20 protein-coding genes are annotated in these 22,331 nt (G+C 38.4%); 11 read left to right on the forward strand and 9 right to left on the reverse strand.

Annotation, left to right across the window (positions count from 1 at the left end; genetic code table 11):
• Positions 1-94: 94 nt before the first annotated feature.
• On the forward strand, positions 95-2,770 hold the full coding sequence (locus tag B5440_RS04145; protein ID WP_070054828.1) for an AsmA-like C-terminal region-containing protein: 2,676 nt from the start codon (positions 95-97) through the stop codon (positions 2,768-2,770).
• 141 nt (positions 2,771-2,911) lie between these two features.
• Here the strand turns inward: B5440_RS04145 and B5440_RS04150 are convergent, their stop codons facing one another.
• Positions 2,912-3,706 carry a DUF2797 domain-containing protein gene (locus tag B5440_RS04150; RefSeq protein ID WP_070054973.1) on the reverse strand — a complete coding sequence of 265 codons (795 nt, stop codon included), beginning with the start codon at positions 3,704-3,706 and terminating at the stop codon, positions 2,912-2,914.
• A 110-nt stretch (positions 3,707-3,816) separates the two neighbouring features.
• Here B5440_RS04150 and B5440_RS04155 point away from each other — a divergent pair, with 110 nt between their 5' ends.
• Positions 3,817-5,331 (forward strand): GH3 auxin-responsive promoter family protein, encoded by a 1,515-nt coding sequence (locus B5440_RS04155; RefSeq protein WP_070054827.1) that lies wholly within the window; start codon positions 3,817-3,819, stop codon positions 5,329-5,331.
• A 270-nt stretch (positions 5,332-5,601) separates the two neighbouring features.
• Here the strand turns inward: B5440_RS04155 and hemL are convergent, their stop codons facing one another.
• From hemL to B5440_RS04175, 4 genes are read right to left on the reverse strand one after another with little or no spacing between them, the layout of a single operon-like run.
• Positions 5,602-6,891 (reverse strand): glutamate-1-semialdehyde 2,1-aminomutase, encoded by a 1,290-nt coding sequence (hemL, locus tag B5440_RS04160; protein ID WP_070054826.1) that lies wholly within the window; start codon positions 6,889-6,891, stop codon positions 5,602-5,604.
• 6 nt (positions 6,892-6,897) lie between these two features.
• Positions 6,898-7,731 (reverse strand): glucosaminidase domain-containing protein, encoded by an 834-nt coding sequence (locus tag B5440_RS04165; protein WP_070054825.1) that lies wholly within the window; start codon positions 7,729-7,731, stop codon positions 6,898-6,900.
• Position 7,732: 1 nt separating this feature from the next.
• Positions 7,733-8,671: a 1-aminocyclopropane-1-carboxylate deaminase/D-cysteine desulfhydrase gene (locus tag B5440_RS04170; RefSeq protein WP_070054824.1), complete on the reverse strand. Its 939-nt coding sequence runs from the start codon at positions 8,669-8,671 to the stop codon at positions 7,733-7,735.
• Positions 8,672-8,703: 32 nt separating this feature from the next.
• The gene (locus tag B5440_RS04175; RefSeq protein WP_070054823.1) at positions 8,704-9,030 is read right to left on the reverse strand and encodes a hypothetical protein; all 327 of its coding nucleotides are present in this window, start codon (positions 9,028-9,030) and stop codon (positions 8,704-8,706) included.
• 32 nt (positions 9,031-9,062) lie between these two features.
• On the opposite strand from B5440_RS04175, the gene B5440_RS15550 reads away from it, so the two are divergent.
• Positions 9,063-9,233 (forward strand): C1orf53 family protein, encoded by a 171-nt coding sequence (locus B5440_RS15550; RefSeq protein WP_157823650.1) that lies wholly within the window; start codon positions 9,063-9,065, stop codon positions 9,231-9,233.
• Here B5440_RS15550 and B5440_RS04180 read toward each other — a convergent pair.
• Positions 9,228-9,692 carry a copper resistance protein NlpE gene (locus B5440_RS04180; protein ID WP_070054822.1) on the reverse strand — a complete coding sequence of 155 codons (465 nt, stop codon included), beginning with the start codon at positions 9,690-9,692 and terminating at the stop codon, positions 9,228-9,230. The two genes, B5440_RS15550 and B5440_RS04180, sit on opposite strands and share 6 nt — an antisense overlap.
• A gap of 106 nt (positions 9,693-9,798) precedes the next feature.
• On the opposite strand from B5440_RS04180, the gene B5440_RS04185 reads away from it, so the two are divergent.
• The 3 genes from B5440_RS04185 (at position 9,799) to B5440_RS04195 (ending at position 14,234) form a co-directional block, all read left to right on the forward strand.
• The gene (locus tag B5440_RS04185; RefSeq protein ID WP_070054972.1) at positions 9,799-11,796 is read left to right on the forward strand and encodes a urocanate hydratase; all 1,998 of its coding nucleotides are present in this window, start codon (positions 9,799-9,801) and stop codon (positions 11,794-11,796) included.
• 11 nt (positions 11,797-11,807) lie between these two features.
• Positions 11,808-12,350: a DUF4136 domain-containing protein gene (locus tag B5440_RS04190; RefSeq protein WP_070054821.1), complete on the forward strand. Its 543-nt coding sequence runs from the start codon at positions 11,808-11,810 to the stop codon at positions 12,348-12,350.
• Positions 12,351-12,479: 129 nt separating this feature from the next.
• Positions 12,480-14,234 (forward strand): aromatic amino acid hydroxylase, encoded by a 1,755-nt coding sequence (locus tag B5440_RS04195; protein ID WP_070054777.1) that lies wholly within the window; start codon positions 12,480-12,482, stop codon positions 14,232-14,234.
• A 35-nt stretch (positions 14,235-14,269) separates the two neighbouring features.
• Here B5440_RS04195 and B5440_RS04200 read toward each other — a convergent pair whose 3' ends face one another.
• The 3 genes from B5440_RS04200 to alaS form a co-directional block, all read right to left on the reverse strand.
• Complete coding sequence (locus tag B5440_RS04200) at positions 14,270-14,884, reverse strand: DUF4230 domain-containing protein (protein WP_070054778.1); 615 nt, start codon at positions 14,882-14,884, stop codon at positions 14,270-14,272.
• 292 nt (positions 14,885-15,176) lie between these two features.
• Positions 15,177-16,145, reverse strand: a complete 969-nt coding sequence (locus B5440_RS04210) for a GSCFA domain-containing protein (protein WP_070054780.1) — start codon at positions 16,143-16,145, stop codon at positions 15,177-15,179.
• Positions 16,146-16,313: 168 nt separating this feature from the next.
• Positions 16,314-18,923, reverse strand: a complete 2,610-nt coding sequence (gene alaS, locus B5440_RS04215) for an alanine--tRNA ligase (RefSeq protein WP_070054781.1) — start codon at positions 18,921-18,923, stop codon at positions 16,314-16,316.
• 131 nt (positions 18,924-19,054) lie between these two features.
• On the opposite strand from alaS, the gene B5440_RS04220 reads away from it, so the two are divergent.
• The 5 genes from B5440_RS04220 to B5440_RS04240 are packed head-to-tail and all read left to right on the forward strand — an operon-like array spanning position 19,055 to position 22,204.
• Positions 19,055-20,032 carry a M23 family metallopeptidase gene (locus tag B5440_RS04220; protein WP_070054782.1) on the forward strand — a complete coding sequence of 326 codons (978 nt, stop codon included), beginning with the start codon at positions 19,055-19,057 and terminating at the stop codon, positions 20,030-20,032.
• Complete coding sequence (locus B5440_RS04225; protein ID WP_057480627.1) at positions 20,032-20,361, forward strand: MerR family transcriptional regulator; 330 nt, start codon at positions 20,032-20,034, stop codon at positions 20,359-20,361. The genes B5440_RS04220 and B5440_RS04225 overlap by 1 nt, the downstream gene beginning before the upstream one ends.
• Before the next feature lie 2 nt (positions 20,362-20,363).
• Positions 20,364-20,960: a LemA family protein gene (locus B5440_RS04230; protein ID WP_070054783.1), complete on the forward strand. Its 597-nt coding sequence runs from the start codon at positions 20,364-20,366 to the stop codon at positions 20,958-20,960.
• Positions 20,961-20,965: 5 nt separating this feature from the next.
• Positions 20,966-21,406: a TPM domain-containing protein gene (locus B5440_RS04235; protein WP_070054784.1), complete on the forward strand. Its 441-nt coding sequence runs from the start codon at positions 20,966-20,968 to the stop codon at positions 21,404-21,406.
• Complete coding sequence (locus tag B5440_RS04240) at positions 21,407-22,204, forward strand: TPM domain-containing protein (RefSeq protein ID WP_070054785.1); 798 nt, start codon at positions 21,407-21,409, stop codon at positions 22,202-22,204.
• Positions 22,205-22,331 lie beyond the last annotated feature (127 nt).

Genomic DNA, 22,331 nt, shown 5'->3' on the forward strand with positions numbered 1-22,331 from the left:
ACCAGCATGCTGCTGGACCCAAAGATTGGTAATTCACAGGATAAAAATAAAAGCCTGTGTCTAATTCCAGGATTGGGATAAAAATTTTTAAGTGATGAAGAAAGTATTTAAAATAATTGGTATTGTATTGCTGGTAATTGTAGTAATACTGGTTGCCGCTCCATTTTTGTTTGAATCACAAATAAAAGATTATGTTCGAAAAACCGCTAATGAGAGTGTGGATGCACAGGTTGAATTTAGCGACATAAGCCTTAGCTTTTTTAGGAGTTTTCCCCAAGCTACGGTGGTAATTGAGAATTTCAGCGTGATCAATAATGAACCTTTTAAAGGTGATACGCTTGCCATTGGGGAGGAAGCTCAACTGGAAATGTCTATTAAAGAATTATTTAAAGGCGCCGATGAGCCAAAAATTTTAGACAATATTAAAGTCAATAACACTTATCTAAATATTAAGGTAGACTCCATTGGCAATGCCAATTACGATATAGCAGTTGAAGATACCACAGCTACAGCTAAAGATTCGGTTTCAACCGGATTCAGTTTCGATTTAAAACATTACGAGATTAATAATTCCCGGGTAAAATATTTAGACGAAGGCCAGAAACTGTTACTGGATGTAGAAGAGCTGCATCACGAAGGAACCGGAGATTTTTCTTTAGCTGAAAGCGAACTGGACACCAAATCTAACGCCCTGGTTTCTCTAGATTACGATGGCACAAATTACCTGAACCGAAATAAGGTTTCCCTTGATGCCGTGATCCAGATGGATCTGGAAAATATGCGTTATACATTTCTTGAGAATGAAGCAATGATCAATCAATTACCGTTAACTTTTGAAGGATTTGTGCAGGTAAATGAAGATAATAACGAGATAGATCTAAGTTTCCAAACGCCTTCTTCAGACTTTAAAAACTTTCTAGCGGTAATTCCTGCTACCTATGCAAAAAACATTGAAAATGTAGAAACGAGCGGAGATTTCATTGTTAATGGGAAAATCCAGGGAATTGTAGATGAAACCTATATTCCTAAAATGGATATTAAAGTAAGTTCAGATAATGCCTCCTTTAAATATCCAGATCTACCAAAAAGTGTACAGGATATCAACATAGATCTCCAGATATTGAACGAAACCGGGATATTTGAAGATACTTACCTAACTTTTGATAATGTAACCTTCAGAATAGACCAGGACAGGTTTGCCACCAACGGAAGTATAAAAAACCTAATGGGAAATATGCTAGTTGATATGGCGCTCCAGGGAACTTTAAACTTAGCGAACCTGGACCAGGCTTATCCGTTAGACCTTGAACAGGATCTAAACGGAATTTTAACTGCCGATGTTACCACACAATTTGATATGAATTCTATTGAAAAAGAACAATATCAGAATGTAAAAAGTAATGGTACAGCCAGTATTAAGAATTTCAGTTATAAATCGCCCGAGATTCCTAACGAGGTAAAGATCGCTAATGCCAGATTGAATTTCAATCAGGGGAATGTTCGTGTTCCTGAATTAAAACTTACCACCGGGCAAACCGATATTACGGCTTCGGGAAATATTGAAAACCTGATAGGATTTTTGTTTACCGATCAAAATCTAAAAGGAAGCTTTAATGTAAACTCCAATGTTTTTGCCATCAACGACTTTATGATCGCTGAAACCGAAACCGGAACTGAAGAAACCACAAGCCAAAGTTCTACGCCAACTACAAGCGAGGCGGTTAAAATACCTTCATTCCTGGATACTGAACTAGCTTTCAATGTAAACACCGTAATCTATGATAACCTGGAGCTTAAAAACGCCACAGGAACTATTATCTTAAGAGATGAAACCGCTACTTTACAAAATATCACTACCGATATCTTTGGCGGAAATATCAATTTGGCAGGAAATGTTTCTACAAAAGGAAGCACTCCCACTTTTGATATGGATTTGGCACTGAATTCTTTAAATATTGCCGAGTCTTTTACCAGTTTAAAAATGCTACAGGCATTAGCACCGGTTGCTAAAGCATTAGAAGGTAAACTACAAACCAATCTTCAGTTAACAGGAAATCTAAACGAAGATCTTACACCACAGTTATCTACTCTGGCCGGTAATGCTCTTGCAGAAATTCTTACTGCAGAGGTTAATCCCGAGAAACTACCATTACTTTCAAGTCTTGACCAACAATTGAATTTTATAGACTTAAACGATATTGATCTTGATAAACTAAAAACTCGTTTAACGTTTAAAGATGGAATGGTCCAAATTGAACCTTTCAACTTTAATGTAAAAGGAGTAGGTGTGCAGGTTTCCGGTAGCCACGGATTTGATATGAATATGGATTACACTTTAAACTTAGATGTACCGGCCAGAATGTTGGGTAGCCAGGTAGGCAGTGCTTTAAGCCAATTAAGCGGTGACGAACTTAAAAATATGACGGTAGCATTGCCAATAGGTTTACAGGGAACTTTTCAAAATCCGCAGGTAAATGTAAATATGCAGCAAGCGGTAACTAATCTTACGCAAAGAATAGTTGCAAAGCAAAAAGAGAATCTTAAAGAACGTGGCCAGGATGCGATTAGAGATATTATTAATAAGCAAACCGGGCGAAACCAACAGCAGGAAACCGATACTACCGCGGTAGAAGATTCTACGCAAACCCAAACTCCTAAAACCGAAGAAAAACCTAGAAGCCAGGAGGAGCAGGTTAAAGATGCAGCCAAAGATATTCTAGGTGGTATTTTGGGAAAAAGCAAGAAGAAAAAAGATACTACCAATAATTGAAGGATTGTAGAGGCTTTCTTAATGAAGTCTAATTTCATCAAGCTGAACTTGTTTCAGCTTCTAACGTGTTTTTAATTATCATCATGTTAGATGCTGAAATAAATTCAGCATGACGTTCTTTCAAAAATTTGAATCAGTTTATTAGCTCACTCCCAATTCCACCACAAAACCTTCGTGTGCTCGAACGTTAAAAACGGTGCCGTCTTCAAAAATTAAATACTGGCCTTTAATTCCTTTTAAAACTCCTTCGTAGAATGGATTTTTACCAAGATTAAGGGTTTTTATTTTCTTCGGAAACTCCAAAACAGGAAATTCTATTTCAAGCTCTTTTCTATCGCCCAGGTAATATTCTTTCGCTTCGTCGGGAATAAACTCTTTAAGCTTATCGCGTTCTTCAGCCAAATTAAGATCCAAAACTTCGTTGGTCAACATTTTTCGCCAATTGGTTTTATCTGATACGTGATCTTTTAGAGCCACTTCCGTTATTCCTGCCAAATACCGGTTAGGCACCTCAACTATTTCAATAGCTTCGTGCGCTCCCTGGTCTATCCAACGTGTAGGAATTTGCGTTTTTCGGGTTACACCAACTTTTACATTACTGGAATTAGCCAAATAAACCACGTGTGGCTGTAATTGTGCCTGTTTTTCAAAATCAAGGTTGCGGTCTTCTTCATCTAAATGAGCTTTGCTTAGCTCTGGTTTCATTATCCAATCTCCGGCTTGAGGGATAGATGTAAAACAATCGTAACAATAGCCCTGACGAAAAATCTTCTTCTCCAGCCCGCAGTTTAAACATTGAAAACGAAGAAAATTAAGGCTTATTTTTTTACCGAGAATTTGATTCATATTTATAAAATCATCCTCAAAAACCAGGTAATACTGAACTTTATCGGTGATCTCGGTTCTCATTTTCCTAAACACTCCTTCGTATCTCATCTTTTTTTCCCTATTTTTAACCGAAGTTGATTTGCAAGCTTCGAAGTTTAAATTATTTTTATCCAGCCAACCAGCTGAAGCATTGTCAGCGCATAAAGATATAAAGAATAATGCCAATTCCATTAGTAAACTCCGTGGCCTCGTGGTTCCTTAAGAAGCGAATTCATCAAATGGAGTTGTTTATAAAATACCCTCACGAAGTTCAGCATGAGTTGCTTAGAAATTTGCTTTCCAAAGCCAAAAACACTGAAATTGGCAAAAAATATAACTTTTCAGAAATTAAAAACCACAGCCAGTTTGCGAGCCGGGTTCCAATCCAAAAATATGAAGATTACGAAGCTTGTATTGAACGCAGCCGTCAGGGAGAAAACAATATATTTTGGCCAACTCCTATAAAATGGTTCGCAAAATCCAGCGGAACTACCAGTGCAAAAAGCAAATTTATACCGGTGAGTGAGGACTCCCTGGAAGATTGTCACTATAATGCGGGGAAAGACCTGCTATGTATGTATTTGAATAATAATCCGCAATCCCAACTTTTTACAGGAAAGAGCTTAAGGTTGGGCGGAAGTAAGGAAATTTATAAGAATAACGGTACGGCTTACGGAGATCTTTCGGCGATTTTGATTGCTAATATGCCTTTTTGGGCAGAATTTAGCAGCACGCCAAGTAATGAGGTTTCCCTAATGAACGACTGGGAAGTAAAAATGGAGGCGATCGTTAACGAAACCATTAAAGAAAACGTGACCAGCCTGGCCGGTGTGCCCAGTTGGATGCTTGTTCTTCTTAATAATATTTTAGAAACCACAGGAAAAGAAAATCTATTTGAAGTTTGGCCTCACTTAGAAGTTTATTTTCACGGCGGGGTAAGTTTTGATCCTTACGCACCGCAATATCAAAAGATATTACCCAAGGAAGATTTCAGGTTTTACGAGATCTATAATGCTTCGGAAGGATTTTTTGCCTGCCAGGACCAAAATGATTCCAAGGAGCTTCTATTGATGCTGGATTACGGAATCTACTATGAGTTTATTCCTATGGATAGCTACGGAAGTGAAAATGAAAAAGCAATTCCCCTGGCTGAAGTTGAAACCGGGAAAAATTATGCAGTGGTAATCACAACGAACGCGGGGCTTTGGCGCTATAAGATAGGCGATACCGTTAAGTTCACTTCTACCAGCCCTTATCGTATAAAAGTTACGGGGAGAACAAAGCATCACATAAACGCATTTGGGGAAGAATTAATTATTGAAAATGCTGAAGAAGCTTTAAAAAAGACTTCTCTGGTAACTAATTGTGAAATTGTAGATTATACCGCAGCGCCCATTTTTATGGAAGGAAAAGAAAAAGGTGCACACGAATGGATTATAGAATTTAAAAATCCGCCGAAAGATTTTGAAAAATTCAGGTATGAACTCGATTTGGCTTTACAACAGGTTAATAGCGATTATGAGGCCAAGCGCTATAATAATATGACGCTAAATATGCCGAAAATTCACCAAGCACGAGAAAAACTTTTCTACGACTGGCTCAAAAAAAATGATAAACTTGGCGGACAACATAAAATACCCAGACTTTCTAACTCCCGGAATTACGTTGAAGAATTATTGGGAATGAATTCTTAGTAAAACATCTTACCTTTTTTAAAATATCCAGATTAAGCGTATTTCACTTTAGAAGCTGAAATCCTTTATGTTAGATCCTGAAATAAATTCAGGATGACGCTTGCTGAAACCAGTTCAGGATGACGTTGAAAAAGTAGACTACTTCGGAGCAAGCTCACGAAGCATTATAATTGGAAAATACAATTTGATTTCGAGGCAAGTCCCGGAACATTTAATCTCGATTATCGAGTAAACCTCACAGGTTTTGGAAACCTGTGAGGCTTATTTGTTTTACAATGTTTTCGAAACTTTATCTACAGTTTCAATGGTCTTATCTAAATCTTCATAAGAAAGAGCATCACTTATAAACCAGGTTTCATAGGCGCTTGGTGCGATATAAATTCCGTTTTCCAACATTCCGTGAAAGAATTTATTGAAAGTACCAAGATTTGCAGATGTTGCCGCAGAAGCAAAATCGGTTACGGGTTCTTTTCCAAAATGTACCGAGATCATAGAGCCGACTCTATTTATGGTAAAATCGATATTATTTTGAGTCAGCACTTTTTCCATTCCTTCGTGAAGGTATGCAGTCTTTTTTTCTATGCTTTCAAAGATCTCTCTTTTACTATCGAGTTCAGTAAGCATGGCCAAACCTGCAGCCATCGCCAGCGGATTACCACTAAGTGTTCCGGCCTGGTAAACTGGCCCAACCGGCGCCAGGTAATCCATAATTTCATTCCTGGCTGCAAAAGCACCAACCGGCAGGCCACCACCAATCACTTTTCCAAAGCAAGTAATATCGGCATTCACTCCCATTCTTTCCTGCACTCCTCCCGGGGCAAGTCTAAATCCGGTCATTACCTCATCAAAAACAAGTAGAATTCCGGTTTCATCACAGATCTTTCTTAATCCTTCCAGAAAACCTTCAGCAGGTGGAATGCATCCCATATTTCCGGCGACAGGCTCCAGAATAATACAGGAAATCTCATCTTTATTCGCTTCTACCAACTCTTTTACATTATCAAGATCGTTGTATTTAGCAAGCAAGGTATCTTTTGCCGTTCCTTGTGTAACTCCGGGGCTGTTTGGTGTACCAAAAGTAACCGCACCACTACCGGCCTGGATTAGGAAAGAGTCGCTATGCCCGTGATAACACCCGGCAAACTTGATAATCTTTTCTTTTCCGGTAAATCCGCGAGCCAGTCTAACGGCACTCATAGTAGCTTCGGTCCCGGAATTCACCATTCTTATCTTATCGATATTCGGCACCATTTTTACCGCCAATTCAGCGATTTTGGTTTCAATCTCGGTTGGAGTTCCAAAGGAAGTTCCCTTTTTTGCTATATCTATTACCGCATCAATTACCGGTTTATGGGCGTGACCTAAAATTAATGGTCCCCACGAATTTATATAGTCTATTAATTTATTTCCGTCTTCATCATACAAATAAGGTCCTTCGGCTTTTTTAATAAAAATGGGATCGCCTCCCACTGCTTTAAATGCTCTTACCGGGGAATTAACTCCGCCGGGAATTACTTTTTGTGCCGAAGCGAACAATTCGCTACTTCTCTTATAGATCATATTATTTTATTCTGGAGAGATAATTACCAAGGTTTGCCCAACGGCTATATTGGTATCTCTTAAATTATTAAATCGCTGTAAATCTTCTACAGTTGTATTGTGCTTTTTGGCAATAGCATATAAAGTATCTCCCTTTTTAACCCTGTAAGTAACCGATTCCGGCTCTTCGGGAGTGTAAGTGTAACTTGGAGATGGTCTTTTAAGTACATCTGCATCAAATTGATAAAGCTTATACCGCTCTATTAAACCAATTAATTTATCTGGGTAACGCCTATCTGTTGCATAACCTGCTTTTCTTAAACCTCTTGCCCATCCTTTATAATCATCTTTATCTAAATCAAAAAGCTCGGCATAACGTTTTCTTTCGGTTAGAAAAAGTGAATGGTCCCTATAAGAATAACGAGCATCTTTATATTTTCTAAAACACTCTCCACGGGCATCATCATCGTGATAAACCCGGGCTCCCTGCCAGTCGTGACATTTTATTCCAAAGTGATTATTGGCTCGCATAGTAAGATCGCCTTTTCCACCGCCAGATTCTAATATTCCCTGCGCCAGGGTAACACTTGCTGGTATATCATAGAGTCGCATTTCTTCCATTGCAACCGCGGCAAAATCCCTAATATAATCTTCTACAGTATAAAGTCTTGGACTTACCGGCGGTAATTTTGGTGTTCCTTCTAAAGGCTTAACCCCTTCAATCTTTCTATTTCCAGAAGATTCAGTAATCACTCCTTCTCTTTCTGAATTCTTTTTAGTGGTGATCACTTTTTTCTTGTTTCCGCAGGAAACCGCAAATAATGCGCAGAAAAACAAAATAAAAAACCGGTTAAATCTCATTTTAGTAACTGATTAAAGGCAAATTTTTCTTTTTTAAAACGCTGTTCATTCCCGGGATTCCCTGTAAACCTCCTGTATGTATTACCAGGACCTTACTTCCGGAAGGAAAATATCCGGTTTTTATAAGGTCAAAAATACCAAAAACTAATTTTCCCGTATATACCGGATCTAACTGAATTTGATATTTTTCTTTGAATTTATTAATAAAATTTATCAAATGCGAATCTACCTTAGCATAACCGGCAAAATGGTAGTTTAGTATTAATTCCCAATTATTCTTAGTGCTGTACTTTTTAATTTCTTCGGAAAGAAAATCACCTTTTAAAGCCGGAAAACCCAGTATTTGCTGATTTTTGGTTGATGCATTTATCAAGCCCGAAAGTGTTCCTCCTGTTCCTACCGAAGCAGCTATAAAGTGGAATTCTTTATCTTTCTCGTTTAAAATTTCCTCACAACCTTTTATCGCTAATTGGTTAGTGCCACCTTCGGGCACCAAATAAAACTCACTCAATTCTTCATTAAGTTTCTTCTGAAACTCCAATGTTTCTTTATCCCGATAATCTTCCCTGGAAACAAAGCTGAATTGCATTCCGCAGGAATGAGCAAAATTTAAAGTTCTGTTTTGGGTCAAAGTTTTTTCGAGATTTTGCCCTAATTCTTCTCCCCTAATAATTCCTATAGTTTTTAAGCCCGAAATTTTTCCAGCCGCTGCAGTAGCAGCAATATGGTTAGAATAAGCGCCGCCAAAAGTTAACAAGGTCTTCTTTTCGTGTTTTTGAGCTTCAAGAATATTGTACTTAAGCTTCCGGAATTTATTCCCTGAAACTTCAGGATGCAGCAAATCTTCCCGCTTTAAGTGAAGGGAAATTCCATTGGAGAATTCAGCTATAAATTGATTTTCCGAAGAAATTTCAGCATTAAAATTTAAGGGATTCGGCATAGAGCAAAGGTCTTAATTATGTGATTAACCACCTATATAAATTGCAAAAATGCCCAGAATTTACGCTCCTTTATATAATTCTCTTTCATTTCCTGGGTGTAAGCTTCCCGCTCAAAACTAATATTTTTATAAGCTAAAAAACGATCCTTATACTGAATTAAGCGCAGCAGATATTCTAACAAATACCAGATATAAAAAGGGAGAATAAGCATTTCTATTTGTTGCCTAAGATGAATCTTTTCGTGATTTATAAAAGTTTCATCTTTCTTAAGTTTCGGGTTTTTTAAAATCACAAAAGGCCATAAACTCACACCTTTAAAAGATTTCCCCAGGAGATATTTGTTAACGATTAGAATCACGTGTGGAAGTTAAGAAATTGTATTTTTGCCCTATGAGTTTTTTCAAAAAAAGAATTCCGTTAGAAGAAGGAGATTACTACACCACTCCTGAAGGTTATCGCTGTTTTACCGAGCAATATCACTTAAAGCGCGGTTATTGCTGTGAGAGCGGTTGCCGGCATTGCCCTTATGGTTATGATAAAAAAACCGGCAAACAGTCATAAATTATTGGTTTTAGTAAGTCGGTATTTTATAGCAGAATCGCCCATTACTTTAGATTCATCCTTAAAAACCTGCAACAGATAATTCTCACTTACCTGAAAATAAAGCTTTTGGCTTTCTCCCAAACTAATGGTATTCCCCTGCTTATTCCACTCAAATTTTCCGGTTTCGTTAAGATTGTTTTCTTCAACTTCTGTTCTTCCCAAATAATGTTGCGAGAGGACATAATCTAAATTTTTCTTTAACCTAATACTGGTTTCAATTCCCTCGCAATCTTCACAAGGCAACACCCCTTCATAAACACCGTCCCAATCTAAAGAGTTTTGAGAATTATGGGCATTGTCTGGCTTAGTGCTTATTTCTTCCGCAGAACTTTCTAACGAATTACTTCCTGCTGTTTTCTCCTGATCCTTACAGGAAATAAGACAAACAAGTGCAAGAAGAATTATAATAGATTTCATAATTTATTTCTTTAAAAGAGCGCTAAATTTATAGAAAATGTATTTTATAACTTCTTAATTTAACATTTCTTCCTAATATTGAAATCTATTGCAAACAAAAAATAAAATGGACTTTAAAGCGAAAATACTACAGGGAATTCCCAGTGAACTTCCGCCCAAAAAAGAATACGATACTTCGGCAAATCACGCTCCTAAACGAAAGGCTATTTTAAATGCCGAAGAAAAACAATTAGCACTTCAAAATGCCCTGCGTTATTTTGAAGAAAAACATCACCAGGAATTGCTACCTGAATTTAAGGAGGAATTAGAGAAATACGGGAGAATTTATATGTATCGCCTGAAACCGGATTATGATATATATGCCCGAAATATTGAAGAATACCCGGGAAATAGCACGCAAGCAAAAGGAATCATGCTAATGATCCAGAACAACCTGGATCCTAAAGTAGCACAGCATCCCGATGAATTGATCACTTACGGTGGCAACGGGGCGGTTTTTCAAAATTGGGCGCAATACCTGCTCACTTTGCAATATTTAGCAGAAATGGAAAATGACCAGACTTTGGTGATGTATTCTGGCCATCCTATGGGCTTATTCCCCTCTCACGAAAATGCTCCCCGAGTGGTAGTTACTAATGGAATGATGATCCCAAATTATTCGAAACCCGATGACTGGGAAAAATTTAATGCGCTTGGTGTAACTCAATACGGGCAAATGACGGCTGGAAGTTATATGTACATTGGTCCACAAGGAATCGTACACGGTACCACGATCACAGTTTTAAACGCCGGCAGAAAAATATCAAAATCGGGAGAAGGTCTGGAAGGCAAATTATTTGTGACTTCCGGTCTTGGCGGGATGAGCGGTGCGCAACCCAAAGCCGGAAATATTGCAGGTTGCATTACCGTTTGTGCTGAAGTAAATCCAAAAGCTACACAAACCCGACATAGCCAGGGCTGGGTAGACGAAGTGATCTCAGATTTAGAAAAACTTGCTAAAAGAGTGCTGGAAGCTAAAGCGAACAAGGAAGTAGTTTCTATCGCTTTCCAGGGAAATATCGTAGATGTTTGGGAATATTTTGAAAAAGAGAATATTTATATCGATTTGGGAAGTGACCAGACTTCCTTGCACAATCCCTGGGCCGGCGGTTATTACCCGGTAGGTTTGAGTCTAGAAGAAGCCAATACGATGATGGCTGAAGAACCTGAAAAATTCAAACAAAAAGTACAGGAAAGTTTAAAAAGACAAACTGCAGCGATTAATAAACATACCGCTAAAGGCACCTATTTCTTTGATTACGGAAATGCTTTCCTATTAGAAGCCTCCCGGGCAGGAGCAGATATTTTAGCTGAAAACGGAAAAGATTTTAAATACCCGAGCTATGTGCAGGATATTATGGGACCTATGTGTTTTGATTACGGTTTTGGGCCTTTTAGATGGGTTTGCGCTTCCGGAAAAGAAGAAGATCTGGATAAAACCGATAAGATCGCGACTGAAGTTTTAGAAGAACTTAAAAGGAATTCCCCGGAGGAAATTCAGCAGCAAATGGCTGATAATATTCAGTGGATAAAAGGCGCAAGGGAAAATAAACTGGTAGTAGGATCTAAAGCCAGGATTCTCTATGCCGATGCCGAAGGCCGAATGAAAATTGCCAAAGCTTTCAATGATGCTATTGGAAATGGAGAAATAGGAACGGTTATTTTAGGTCGAGATCATCACGATGTTTCCGGAACAGATTCTCCTTACCGGGAAACTTCAAATATTTACGATGGGTCCCAGTTCACAGCCGATATGGCAATACAAAATGTAATTGGAGATAGCTTTAGAGGCGCCACCTGGGTGAGTATTCACAACGGCGGTGGCGTTGGTTGGGGCGAGGTAACAAACGGTGGATTTGGTATGATTCTTGAAGGAAATAAAGCATCGGAGGAGCGTTTAAAGTCTATGCTTTTCTGGGATGTTAATAATGGAATTGCCCGCCGCAGCTGGGCCCGAAACAAAGAAGCGGTCTTCGCTGCAAAAAGGGCTATGCAAATGGAACCAAAACTAAAAGTAACTATCCCAAACCTGGTAGATCCGTCTCTTTTTGACACTAACACCTAAAATAATATTTTATGAAAGTCTTAAAAATTACACCGGTTCTCTTACTGCTAGCTATCCTGGTAACGTCCTGTAGCAGCGTGAGAGTTGCTTCAGATTACGACAGGGAAGTAAATTTTAAACAATATGAAAGTTATGCGTTTTTTAAACCCGGAATAGATAAAGCTGAAATATCAGATCTAGATAAAAAACGAATCCTAAGAGCCATAGAAGCTGAAATGCAGCGTAAAGGTTTCACCAAATCTGATGATCCAGATCTTTTAGTAAGCATTTTTACAAAAACCAATGAAAATATAAATATCTACCAGAACAATATGATGGGCTGGGGATATGGTTGGGGATGGCATCCCTGGTATTGGGGTTCAGGTTTTAATACCGTAAACCGCACCAGTGAAGGCACTCTTTATATAGATCTAATAGATGCTGAAGGAAAAGAACTGGTTTGGCAGGGAATGGGAACAGCTGCTTTAGCCAGTGATGTGAATAAAAAACAAAAAAGGATAAACGAAATTGTTTCTGAAATACTTGAAAAGTATCCGCCAGAAATAAAGAATTAGCCCCACAAATTTTTCAACTAAAATGCTCCTCTTGTAGGAGCATTTTTATTTTTACACGGCTTTAGTTATCATTTTATGAATTTCAGCTTAATTTCTTATCTTTATATTGAATTTTAGTTAATCATAATTATGCTCGATAAAGTTGAATCTAATGCGATTTTAGACCGCTTGCCGGCCCATCTTCAGCAATATATAAAACCACAGAATTACGACGATTATTCCCCGATAAACCACGCGGTTTGGCGCTATGTAATGCGTAAAAATGTAGATTATCTAAGCAAAGTCGCCCACGAATCTTACCTTGATGGTTTAAAACAAACCGGTATTTCTATAGATCATATTCCCAATATGTATGGGATGAACCGAATTTTAAAAGAAATTGGATGGGCTGCTGTAGCTGTAGACGGGTTTATTCCGCCGGCTGCTTTTATGGAATTCCAGGCTTTTAATGTTTTGGTAATTGCCAGCGATATTCGTCAGCTCGAGCATATAGAATATACTCCTGCACCCGATATTATTCACGAAGGTGCCGGTCATGCCCCTATTATCGCTAACCCCGAATATGCAGAATACCTTAGACGCTTTGGCGAAATTGGCTGTAAAGCGATTTCTAGCGCTAAAGATTATGAAATGTACGAAGCCATAAGGCATCTTTCTATTATTAAGGAAGCTGAAGATACACCTCAGCAAGAAATTGAAGAAGCCGAAAAGAAAGTAGATTACCTGCAAAATAATATGGGGAAGCCCAGCGAAATGGCGCAAATAAGAAATTTGCACTGGTGGACCGTTGAATATGGGCTGATAGGAAGCCTGGAAGATCCCAAAATATACGGTGCAGGCTTACTCTCTTCTATTGGAGAAAGCGCCTGGTGTATGACAGATAAAGTAAAGAAGATTCCATATTCTATTGAAGCTTGCAAACAGGAATTTGATATTACTAAACCTCAGCCTCAGCTTTATGTAACGCCAGATTTTGCTCATTTAAGCTCAGTTCTGGAGGAATTTGCCAATAAAATGGCTTTAAGAAAAGGCGGTCTGGAAGGAATTCAGAAATTAATAGATTCTAAAAACCTTGGAACTATAGAATTAAGTACCGGTTTACAGATCTCAGGAGATTTTTCAAAAGTTATAGAACACGATGGCAAACCAATTTACATACAAACTTCAGGTAAAACTGCCCTTTCCCATCGGGAGAAGGAACTGGTCGGTCACAGTGTGAAAAATCACCCTAACGGATTTGGCTCACCAATTGGTTCTTTAAAAGGAATCAATTTAGCGATTGAAGATATGAGTCCGCGGGATCTTAGGGCTTACGATATCTACGAAGGCGAAAAGATTGAATTTGAATTTGAAGGTGGGATAAAAGTAAAAGGTGAAATCATTACCGGCACCAGGAATCTCCAGGGGAAAATAATCATTATTAGCCTAAAAGATTGTACTGTTACTTATGGCGAGGAAATTTTATTTAAACCGGAATGGGGCAAATATGATATGGCGATTGGCAAGGAAGTTATTTCAGCATTTGCCGGCCCGGCAGATAATCTTTCTTTTGATCTAATTAATCACAAAACCTCAACTACTACAATAAAAAGTAAAAGCACGCCAGAACGTGAAGAACTTGCGTCTTTATATGCTTCAGTTAGAAATATAAGAGAAGGGAAAAATGCGAAATTTTCATTAGACGCTGCTTTAGAGCTTGTAAAAAAACATCACCCGAAAGACTGGTTGCTTTTTGTAGAGATTTATGAACTAGCAGTAGGAAAAGATGAAAAACTCGCTAAGGAAGCTTTAAGTAATTTACAGGATGTAAAATCTCGTAGACCAGATATCTCTCATCTAATTGATGGCGGAATAAGCCTTATAAACGGCCAATTGGTAAGTTAATACTGCAATCGAATTTCAAATTTCGAAAAAGTTGATTAGAGTTTTATTTTTTCGAATTCTTCGGAATCATTAAAATTCTGGTCGTTGTATTGCAGCGTCCAACCCATAGAATTGGTTAAAATATAGATCTTTTGTAATTCGCTAATTAGCCTGTTTTCAGCATTAGATTTCAGTGAAGAAGCTTCTACCTTTTCTCTAATGGATTTTTCTATTCGGCCCTTAATTTTATTGTGATCTTCAGCATCAAACTGGTTTAAATAATCCTGGGTAACATCGTAATATTTTATCTCGGGATTTATTGTAATTTCTTCCTTTGGAATAGAGGTGATGCGTACAATTTTATTTTCTTCATCAATTTCGGTTTCTAATTTACTTAGATCGTAAGCCACCGTTGCCGTAGCATTTACAATGATAAGCGCTTTCTTTCTTGCCGAAAATATATCGAGATAAAACTTCTTTGAATTCTTATAAGAATAAACCTGGGAAAAAGTGCCTTCGGTCACTACTAGCTTACCAACATTTTTTATTTGTTGCTGCAATAAAGCGGTACTTTCTTCTAATTCGTCGCGCTCCTGGTTTCTATTTTCACAATAACGCACGCCAAAAACAACCAATAACACTAAAAATGCTCCGATAAGGAAATTTCTCATTCTTCAATTTTTTCTAAAGGTACAAAGATTGTGAGTTTTGAGGTTTTTGAAGAAAACACTGGCGTCATAAAATACTTATGGACGGCCCCACCCGTCCATAAGCTTTTAAAATTTCTAAAATCTACCCCAACAAATTTTAGAAAACGAATTAAGACATTTGTCAAAACCTTTGGGCTTTTCAGCCTTTCGTTCTCAACGACTTATATCTCGAATTCTAAAATAAAAGTACAAAATAATTCTATACAAAGTCAAGATAAAAATTATATTAAAGATTATTTTACGCAAATTTAATTTAGAAATCCAGGTGAGGAAATCGCATCTTAAGTGCTGAAATTTGAGTTTCCAGTTTTTCTAAAAAGCGCAAATGTGCTTCAGAATCAGGATTAAACGGACGATGCGCTAATCCTTTTTGAATATTTTCCACTTTATTTAAAACCGAAATCGAATCTTCTGAAAACCAGGTTTCTATAAATCGCTTCCAAATATAATCTATGGCTGTTTGGGAAGGGTGCAACATATCTTCGGTATAAAACCGATAGTCCCGAAGTTCATCCATCATCAATTCGTAGGATGGGAAATAAAGCCCCCTAACCCCCAAAGGGGGAATTGATTTTCTATTTTCCAATAGATTATGAATTGCGGTAATTAAATGCGCTTTGCTACGCTGATTTTCAACAAATCCGTCCTTGATATGGCGAACCGGAGAAACGGTAAAAATAACCGCAGCATCGGGGTTTATTTGGCGTACAACCCCTACAATCTCATTTAAAGCTCGTTCAATTTCTTCTGTAGATTGTAATTCTTTCCTGAAAGATTTCTGCGGAACTTTATGACAGTTGGCTACACTCTGCTTGCTTTCCAAATGATAATAACTCCATGCAGTGCCCAAAGTGATGACCAAATGTGAGCTTTGCTGAAGAAACTCACGAGCGTTTCTTAATGCGGAATTAAGGTTTTTTAGCAAAATCACCGCCTTAGGATCACTTAAAGAAGAGTGGGCGTCAAAACAATGCCAGCGCTCCTGGTGCTGAAAAATATCCTTCTCAGTATACATTGCATCCTCCCTAAGTTTTCGAAAAAACTTTGCTATGGCTAAGGGATGAAAAAGAATTCCGAAAGGATTCTGCAAATTTTGCAGCTTATAGAAATCCAATTTATTACCAATATTCTCTACAAAACAGGAACCAATAAGAAAGACCTTAGATTCGTAATCTATCTTAGGTTCAGCCTCTTTTATGGGTATTTTGGTCCTGAATTCCATATAATTATATAAGCTGTCTGAAAAATTTTAAAACCGTCATCTTGAATTTATTTCAAAGCCTGTCCCGATTTTTTATCGGGTATCTAACTCAATGATAATCAGTTAACATATTAGAAGCTGAAACAAGTTCAGATTGACGAAAATAGACTTTTTAGACAGCCTTGTGCTTTATTTTAAATAAGCCTGCGCTTCTTGCAAAGCCTCGTTAATTCCTTCCGGTTTTTTACCGCCGGCAGTTGCGAAAAACGGCTGGCCACCGCCACCGCCCTGGATATATTTGCCCAGGTCTTTTACGATTTTCCCTGCGTGCAGGTCTTTTTCTTTTGCCAGGTCTTTAGAAATATAGCAGCTTAAAAGTGCTTTCCTATTCTGCTCGGTTCCGAATAATAAAAACAGATTTTCAAATTCATCTCCTAACTGGAAAGCAAGGTCTTTTATTCCGCCTGCATCAAGATCTACTTTCTTAGCAAGGAAATTCACTCCGTTTATTTCAGAAATTTCAGACTTTAATTCGGTTTTCAGATTTTTGGCTTTATCCTTTAGCAAAGCTTCTACCTGCTTTTTTAAAGCTATATTTTCGTCCTGCAAAGTATTCACCGCTTTTACTGGATCTTTGGCGTTTTTCAATTCGGCTTTTATTTGCTCTAGAACCTCATCCTGGTTAGCAAAATATTCTTTTACAGCTTCCCCCGTAATTGCTTCAATTCTTCTAATTCCAGAAGCAACAGCACCTTCAGAAGTGATTTTAAAATGCCATATTTCCGAAGTATTCTTTACGTGGATTCCCCCGCAAAGCTCCATAGATTCTCCAAAACGAATGGCGCGAACAGCATCCCCGTATTTTTCACCAAAAAGCGCCAAGGCTCCTTGGTTTACAGCTTCTTTAAACGGAATGCTTCGTTGTTCTTCTAAAGGTAAGTGCTCGTTAATACGTTGGTTTACAAGCTTCTCAACTTGCTCGAGTTCCTCTTTAGTTACTTTGCTAAAATGCGAAAAATCGAAACGCAAGTAATCACCTTTAACCAGAGAACCTTTTTGTTCTACGTGAGTTCCCAAAACTTCCCGAAGGGCCTGGTGCAATAAGTGCGTGGCCGTATGGTTAGCCGCAGTAGCCGAGCGATTTTTTGAGTTTACAACCGCCTTAAATGTATCTTTTGGATTCTTAGGTAGTGATTTCGCAAAATGAACAATTAAGTTATTTTCCTTTTTTGTGTCGGTAATTTCTATTTTGTTGTTTTCGCTATCAATGAGAAAACCTTTATCTCCAACCTGTCCACCACCTTCAGGGTAAAATGGAGTTTGCGAAAGCACAATTTGATATAATGCACCTTTTTTGCTTTCTACTTTTCGGTAACGGGCAATTTGAGTTTCAGCTTCTAATTGATCGTAACCCACAAAGGCTTCAGCATTTACCGGGTTTATTTCTTCCCAGTCGCCGGCAGTAACCTGAGTGGCCGCACGAGACCTGTCTTTTTGCTCCTTAAGTTGAGCTTCAAATTCTTTTTGATCAAGATCAAATCCGCGTTCTCGTAAAATTAGCGCGGTTAAATCTATAGGAAAACCAAAAGTATCGTAAAGCTCAAAAGCCTTTTTCCCTGAAACCGTTTTCCCTTTAGTTTCTGAAATTATATTTTCCAGTAAAATCAGCCCCTGATCTAAAGTTCTCAAGAAAGATTGCTCTTCTTCCCTAATTACATTTTCACATAAAGTTTTTTGAGATTTAAGTTCAGGAAATGCTTCGCCCATTTGCTTACTTAACACCCCAACAAGCTTATAAATAAAAGGTTCTTTGGTATCTAAAAAAGTAAATCCGTAGCGAATGGCACGTCTTAAAATCCTTCTAATCACATAACCGGCGCCGGTGTTTGATGGCAGTTGTCCATCGGCTATAGAAAAAGTTACCGCTCTCACGTGATCGGCAATTACCCGAATCGCGATATCGGTTTTTTCAGATTTTCCGTAAGGGGAATTGGTGATTTTTTCCAATTCAGCAATTAGTGGCGTAAAAACATCGGTATCGTAATTAGATTGTGTTCCCTGTAAAACCATACAAAGGCGTTCAAATCCCATCCCGGTATCTATATGTTTTGCCGGAAGTTCTACTAAAGAACCATCGGCTTTACGGTTATACTGCATAAAAACCAGGTTCCAGATCTCTACCACCTGCGGGTGATCTGCATTTACCAGTTCTTTTCCCGGTTTTTTAGCTTTTTCAGCTTCAGATCGAATATCAATATGAATTTCAGAGCAAGGTCCGCAAGGTCCCTGGTCACCCATTTCCCAGAAATTGTCTTTTTTATCGCCGTAAACTATTCGATCTTCAGGAACAATCTTTTTCCAAAGTTGCAGGGCTTCGGTATCCAATCCTAATTTATCTTCTTTGCTTCCTTCAAAAACAGAAACATAAAGATTTTCAGGAGCAATTTTAAAAACTTCAGTAAGTAATTCCCAGGCCCAGTTTATGACTTCTTCTTTAAAGTAATCCCCAAAACTCCAGTTCCCTAACATCTCGAACATCGTGTGATGGTAGGTATCCATTCCCACTTCTTCCAAATCGTTATGTTTTCCGCTTACGCGAAGACATTTTTGGCTATCGGTAATACGCGAGCTGGAAGGCTCACTATTTCCCAAAAAATATTCCTTGAATTGAACCATCCCCGCATTGGTGAACATTAGCGTGGGATCGTCTTTTAGCACCATGGGCGCTGAAGGAACGATTTTATGAGATTTGGACTTAAAAAATTCTAAAAACTGGTTTCTTATTTCCTGAGATTTCATCTACTTAATCTAATCTAAAATTATTAATTGTGTTGGTGCTGAAACAATTTCCTATATTTGTTCGTTTACCAGACTAAACTTAGCACGGTAATTGCTTAGTATTGTTGGCAAAAATAGCATAAATTTGACTCATGTCGAAGGTTAAATATCATTACGATAGCGAGACGCAATCCTATAGAAAAATCGAGCGCCGAAAAGGCCGCCGCACAGGGATTGTATTGCTTAGTATCTTAGGATCTTTCCTGGCCGGTTTTATCTTACTGGTTATTTATTTGAACATTCCGCAGATTGAAACCCCTAAAGAAAAAGCGCTAAAACGCGAACTTCAAAATATGGAGTTACAATATGGCTTACTAAATAAAAAAATGAGCCAGATACAAAATGTACTGGCGAATATTGAAGATAGAGACAATAATATTTACAGGGTTTATTTTGAAGCCAATCCTATCCCTGAAGAGCAAAGGCTCGCAGGATTTGGTGGTATAAACCGCTATAAAGACCTGGAAGGTTTTGACAATTCTAAACTGATTATTGAAACCAGCAAACGAATGGATATTCTTACCAAGCAGTTGGTGGTGCAATCTAAATCGCTTGATGAAATTGCCAATTTGGCGAAAGAGAAAGAGAGTTTATTATCTGCCGTGCCCGCGATACAGCCTGTAAAAAATGAAGATCTAAGCAGAATTGCTTCCGGTTACGGTTGGAGAACAGATCCGTTTACCAAAGTAAGAAAATTCCATCACGGGATGGATTTTAGCGCCCCTCGTGGCACACCGGTTTATGCTACCGGGAATGGACGTATTAAAAGAGCCGATAATAGATCTACCGGGTATGGGAATCATATAAGAATAGATCACGACTATGGTTACACCAGTCTTTATGCTCATTTATATAAATATAATGTGCGAGTTGGCCAGCGGGTACAACGTGGTGATATTATAGGTTATGTAGGCAGCACAGGAAGATCCCAGGGCCCGCATTTACATTACGAGATCTTTAAGGATGACCGCCGAATTAACCCGATTAACTTTTACTATGGCAACCTATCTCCCGAAGAGTTTGATAAGGTTCTGGAAAAAGCACAACAAGAAAACCAATCGCTGGATTAATGCACCTCAATTTACCAGATAAAAGATACTACGGAATTGGCGAAGTTGCTGAAGCCTTTAAGGTGAACACTTCCTTAATTCGTTTTTGGGAAAAGGAATTCGATGTAATTCAGCCTAAAAAAAATGCCAAGGGAAATCGCAAATTTACCCCAGAAGATATTAAGAATTTAGAGCTTATTTATCACCTGGTTAAAGAACGCGGCTTCACCCTTGAAGGTGCAAAAACACATTTAAAAGAAGAAAAACACAAAACTCTTAGCAACTTCGAAATAATTCGTAAGTTGGAAGGAGTAAAAGCAAAACTAATCAATCTAAAAAATCAGTTGTAGAAATGAAAAAATGGTTAATCCCTGTAATAGTTATTGTAGTTCTGGGTATTATAGTTTACAGCCTTACGGCCGGAGTAAATAACACCGCAGTAGAGTACGAAGAAAGCGTTTTAAAGAATTGGGCCGATGTTGAAAATGCCTATCAGCGTAGAAGTGATCTTATCCCGAATTTAGTTAGTACCGTAGAAGGTTCAGCCGATTTTGAACGTGGAACACTTACCGATGTAATTGAAGCTCGTGCTAAAGCTACTTCAGTAAATGTTGATGCCGGAAATTTAAATCCGGAGCAAATTCAGCAATTCCAGCAGGCTCAAGGCGGACTATCTTCAGCATTATCAAGACTTTTGGTTTCTGTCGAAAGATATCCAGATATAAAATCGAATCAAAACTTCCTTCAATTACAATCACAATTAGAAGGAACAGAAAACCGTATTAGTGTAGCGAGAAATCGTTATAATGAAGCGGTAAGACAATACAATACTTATATTAGAAAATTCCCGAATAACATTTTTGCTGGAATGTTCGGCTTTGAAAGAAAAGCAACTTTTGAAGCTGAAGAAGGTGCAGAAAACGCCCCCGATGTTGAATTTGATTTTTAAAAGAGATGAGCAAAGTTGAAGATTTTTTAAATAAAAAGGACGAAGAAGAGATCATTGAAGCCATTAGAAAGGCCGAGAGCCACACCTCTGGTGAGGTAAGGGTTCACCTGGAAAAAACTACCGGCGAAAAAGATATTTTTGATCGCGCAATGGAAGTTTTTCATATGCTAAAGATGGATAACACTAAGCACGCTAACGGAGTGCTTATTTATGTTGCCGTAGAAGATCATAATTTTGTGATCTATGGTGATAAAGGCATTAATGATGTAGTTCCAGATGATTTTTGGGAAAGCACCAAAGATGCTATTGTAGAAAAATTTAAAAAAGGAGAATTCAAGCAAGGCTTGGTAAACGGTATTTTAACTGCAGGCCAGCAGCTCAAAGAACACTTCCCGTGGAGTGAAGACACACGAGACGAACTCTCCAACGAAATTTCAAAAGGATAAATGCCACAATTCACTAAAAGATTCAAATTACTATTTCTGTTTTTCCTCGTTTTTTCGGGGTTTATATATGCACAGCGTGATGTTCCGCCTAAACCATCGGAGGAAACCAGCGTTTATGATGAAGCCGATATTTTAACTTCTTCGGAAGAAAAGCAATTGGAGCAGAAGTTGATTAACTATGCTGATACGACTTCAACCCAAATTGTAGTCGCGAGTATTAATTCCTTTCAAGGAGAAAATCAGAGTGATTATGCAGTGAAATGGGCCCACGAATGGGGAATTGGACAAAGTGCAGAAGATAATGGCTTACTGGTTATTGTAGCTGAAGAAGATAAAAAGATTTGGATTACTAATGGTTATGGGCTTGAAGAGTATATGACTGATGCCCGTACTCGTCAAATAATTGAGCAGGTAATTCTCCCTGAATTTAGGAATGGTAGTTATTACAACGGGCTGGATGCCGGAACCACCGCAATTTTCCAGGTATTAGCAGGCACGTTTGAAGGCACACCACAATCCCGGAATTCGGAAAGAAGCTTTCCACTCCAGGGAATTGTTATGCTTATTATTTTTGTGGTCATTATTATTTCGTTTTTCAAGCGACGTGGTGGTGGAGGTCGCAACGGTGGCCGAAGAAGCGCAGGAGATACTTTTCTTGACGCTATTATATTAAGCTCTCTTGGACGTGGCACTTTTGGCGGAGGCAGCTCCGGTGGAGGTTTTGGCGGCGGAGGCGGCTTTGGCGGAGGTTTCGGTGGCGGAGGTTTCGGCGGCGGCGGTGCCGGTGGAAGCTGGTAATTTCCAGTTAGCAGTAATTCAGTAGGCAGTTAGCAGTATTCTTAACTGAAAAATCTATATAAATAAAGACTGTTTGAGAGGTTCGTTTAAATCGTCATCCTGAACTTGTTTCAGGATCTAAGTTGTT

This window comes from Salegentibacter salarius, assembly GCF_900168265.1.
Lineage (GTDB): Bacteria > Bacteroidota > Bacteroidia > Flavobacteriales > Flavobacteriaceae > Salegentibacter > Salegentibacter salarius.

Bases quoted from the DNA above. Each gene is read 5' to 3' on its own strand.
- B5440_RS04145 (WP_070054828.1), top strand. From the start codon at position 95: ATGAAGAAAGTATTTAAAATAATTGGTATTGTATTGCTGGTAATTGTA.
- B5440_RS04150 (WP_070054973.1), bottom strand. From the start codon at position 3,706: ATGAGATACGAAGGAGTGTTTAGGAAAATGAGAACCGAGATCACCGAT.
- B5440_RS04155 (WP_070054827.1), top strand. From the start codon at position 3,817: ATGCCAATTCCATTAGTAAACTCCGTGGCCTCGTGGTTCCTTAAGAAG.
- hemL (WP_070054826.1), bottom strand. From the start codon at position 6,891: ATGATCTATAAGAGAAGTAGCGAATTGTTCGCTTCGGCACAAAAAGTA.
- B5440_RS04165 (WP_070054825.1), bottom strand. From the start codon at position 7,731: ATGAGATTTAACCGGTTTTTTATTTTGTTTTTCTGCGCATTATTTGCG.
- B5440_RS04170 (WP_070054824.1), bottom strand. From the start codon at position 8,671: ATGCCGAATCCCTTAAATTTTAATGCTGAAATTTCTTCGGAAAATCAA.
- B5440_RS15550 (WP_157823650.1), top strand. From the start codon at position 9,063: ATGAGTTTTTTCAAAAAAAGAATTCCGTTAGAAGAAGGAGATTACTAC.
- B5440_RS04180 (WP_070054822.1), bottom strand. From the start codon at position 9,692: ATGAAATCTATTATAATTCTTCTTGCACTTGTTTGTCTTATTTCCTGT.
- B5440_RS04185 (WP_070054972.1), top strand. From the start codon at position 9,799: ATGGACTTTAAAGCGAAAATACTACAGGGAATTCCCAGTGAACTTCCG.
- B5440_RS04190 (WP_070054821.1), top strand. From the start codon at position 11,808: ATGAAAGTCTTAAAAATTACACCGGTTCTCTTACTGCTAGCTATCCTG.
- B5440_RS04195 (WP_070054777.1), top strand. From the start codon at position 12,480: ATGCTCGATAAAGTTGAATCTAATGCGATTTTAGACCGCTTGCCGGCC.
- B5440_RS04200 (WP_070054778.1), bottom strand. From the start codon at position 14,884: ATGAGAAATTTCCTTATCGGAGCATTTTTAGTGTTATTGGTTGTTTTT.
- B5440_RS04210 (WP_070054780.1), bottom strand. From the start codon at position 16,145: ATGGAATTCAGGACCAAAATACCCATAAAAGAGGCTGAACCTAAGATA.
- alaS (WP_070054781.1), bottom strand. From the start codon at position 18,923: ATGAAATCTCAGGAAATAAGAAACCAGTTTTTAGAATTTTTTAAGTCC.
- B5440_RS04220 (WP_070054782.1), top strand. From the start codon at position 19,055: ATGTCGAAGGTTAAATATCATTACGATAGCGAGACGCAATCCTATAGA.
- B5440_RS04225 (WP_057480627.1), top strand. From the start codon at position 20,032: ATGCACCTCAATTTACCAGATAAAAGATACTACGGAATTGGCGAAGTT.
- B5440_RS04230 (WP_070054783.1), top strand. From the start codon at position 20,364: ATGAAAAAATGGTTAATCCCTGTAATAGTTATTGTAGTTCTGGGTATT.
- B5440_RS04235 (WP_070054784.1), top strand. From the start codon at position 20,966: ATGAGCAAAGTTGAAGATTTTTTAAATAAAAAGGACGAAGAAGAGATC.
- B5440_RS04240 (WP_070054785.1), top strand. From the start codon at position 21,407: ATGCCACAATTCACTAAAAGATTCAAATTACTATTTCTGTTTTTCCTC.